Source organism: Zobellella denitrificans, assembly GCF_002237365.1.
GTDB classification, from domain to species: domain Bacteria; phylum Pseudomonadota; class Gammaproteobacteria; order Enterobacterales; family Aeromonadaceae; genus Oceanimonas; species Oceanimonas denitrificans.
This window is the reverse complement of record NZ_NMUO01000171.1, coordinates 1-2,237: the sequence shown is the minus strand read 5'-3', so window position 1 is coordinate 2,237 and position 2,237 is coordinate 1. Positions and strand designations below refer to the sequence as shown.

At 70.8% G+C, this 2,237-nt stretch carries 3 protein-coding genes; all 3 read left to right on the top strand.

All coding sequences use genetic code 11. From position 1 onward, the window contains the following. Positions 1-808 (top strand): MlaE family ABC transporter permease (locus CGX12_RS19085; RefSeq protein ID WP_094041445.1); only part of this gene is annotated, 808 nt, incomplete at its 5' end. Next, positions 805-1,581 carry an ABC transporter ATP-binding protein gene (locus CGX12_RS19080; protein ID WP_094041443.1) on the top strand — a complete coding sequence of 259 codons (777 nt, stop codon included), beginning with the start codon at positions 805-807 and terminating at the stop codon, positions 1,579-1,581. The genes CGX12_RS19085 and CGX12_RS19080, both read left to right, overlap by 4 nt. Before the next feature lie 2 nt (positions 1,582-1,583). Next, positions 1,584-2,237, top strand: a 654-nt coding sequence (locus CGX12_RS19075; protein WP_094041444.1) for an MlaD family protein, incomplete at its 3' end; no start/stop codon positions are given.

Genomic DNA, 2,237 nt, shown 5'->3' with positions numbered 1-2,237 from the left:
GCCGGTGCGCCGCTGGAGCGACGGCCTGGTCCGGCTGGGTGCCCTGGTGGCCGGCGCCGGGCGGCAAGGGCTGCAGCTGCTCGGCTTTATGGGGCTGACCCTGAGCACCCTGATGGTGCTGTTGCCCAGGCCGGGCCGCTGGCGGCCGACCGCCCTGGTGGCCCAGATGCACCAATGCGGCCTCAACGCCGTGCCCATCGTCGCCCTGCTGACCTTCCTGGTGGGGGCCGTGGTGGCCTTTCTTGGCGCCACAGTGCTGGCCAACTTCGGCGCCACCATCTATACGGTGGATCTGGTGGCCTATTCCTTCCTGCGCGAGTTCGGGGTACTGCTTACCGCCATCCTGCTGGCGGGGCGTACCGCCAGCGCCTTCACCGCCCAGATCGGCGCCATGAAGGTCAACGAGGAGCTGGACGCCCTGCGCGCCCAGGGGCTGGATCCGGTGGAGCTACTGGTGTTGCCCCGGCTGCTGGCGCTGCTGCTCACCCTGCCGCTGCTGACCTTTATCGCCATGCTGTCGGGCATGGTGGGCGGTGCCCTGGTGGCCCTGGTCTCCCTCGATATCTCCCTGGCCCAGTACCTGGCCATAGTGCACGAGGTACCGGTGCGGCACCTGCTGGTGGGACTGGGCAAGGCGCCGCTGTTCGCCCTGCTGATCGCCCTGATCGGCTGCCTGGAGGGCTTCAAGGTCGGCGGCAGCGCCCAGTCGGTGGGCGAGCACACCACCTCCAGCGTGGTGCAGTCCATCTTCGTGGTGATACTGCTGGACGCCATCGCCGCCCTCTTCCTGATGGAGATGGGCTGGTGAGCCGGGAGACGGTGATCCGCATCCGCGGCCTGGACAACCGCTTCGGGGAGCAGGTGGTGCACCAGGGGCTGGATCTGGACGTCTACCGGGGCGAGATCCTGGGAGTGGTGGGCGGCTCGGGTACCGGCAAGTCGGTGCTGCTGCGCTCCATCGTCGGCCTGCGCCGGCCCAGCGGGGGTAAGGTGCGGCTGCTGGGGCAGGATCTGCTCGCCCTGCCGGAACGGGAACGAGCCCGGCTGGAGCGGCGCCTGGGGGTGCTGTTCCAGAACGGCGCCCTGTTCTCCTCCCTGACGGTGACCGAGAACATCGCCCTGCCGCTGATCGAGCACGCCGGCCTGCCCCGGCCCGAGGCGCAGTATCTGGCCGAGGTCAAGCTGGCCCTGGCCGGCCTGCCGGCCGGAACGGGGGAGCGCTATCCGGCCCAGCTGTCCGGCGGCATGGTCAAGCGGGCGGCCCTGGCCCGGGCGCTGGCGCTGGATCCGGATATCCTGTTCCTGGACGAGCCCACCGCCGGCCTGGACCCGATCGCGGCGGCGGCCTTCGATCGCCTGCTGCTGACCCTGAGGGACGCCCTCGGACTGACGGTGTTCCTGGTCACCCACGATCTCGACACCCTCTACACCAGCTGCGACCGGGTGGCGGTGCTGGCCCGGCGGAAAGTGCTGGTGGCGGATCGGCTGGACGCGGTGGCCGCCACCGACGACGACTGGATCCGCGACTATTTTCACGGCCCGCGCGGACGCGCCGCCCGGGCCGCGCAACGGAAGGAGTGACCATGGAAACCCGGGCCCATCATGTACTGATCGGGGTCTTTACCCTGGCGGTGGCCGCGGCCGTGCTGCTGTTCGCGCTCTGGCTGGCCAAGGCCGGCGGCGAGCGGGATGCCCGCCGCTACGATATCCTGTTCCGGGAGCCGGTGTCCGGCCTGTCGGTGGGCAGCGCCGTGCAGTACAGCGGCATCCGGGTGGGGGAGGTGGAACGCCTGACCCTGGATCCGGACGATCCCCGCCAGGTCTGGGCCCGGGTGCGCATCGCCGGCGACGCGCCGGTCAAGACCGACACCCGCGCCCGCCTGGCCCTGACCAACATCACCGGCGCCGCCCACATCGAGCTGAGCCAGGGTTCGCCGGAAAGCCCGCTGCTGGCCCGGGACGACGAGATCCCGGTGATCGTCGCCGAGCCTTCGCCCCTGGCCCGGCTGCGGCTCAACAGCGAAGAGCTGCTGCTCGCCATCACCACCCTGATGGACAACGCCAACCGCATGCTGTCGGAGGACAACGCCCGCCATCTGGGCCGGGTGCTGGCCAACCTGGACGCCACCACCAGCACCCTGGCGGCCCAGCAGGACAGCCTGGCCGCCGGCCTGCAAAGCCTCGCCGCCGCCGGCGACCAACTGCAGCGACTGTTGGCCCGGCTCGATGCCCAGGCC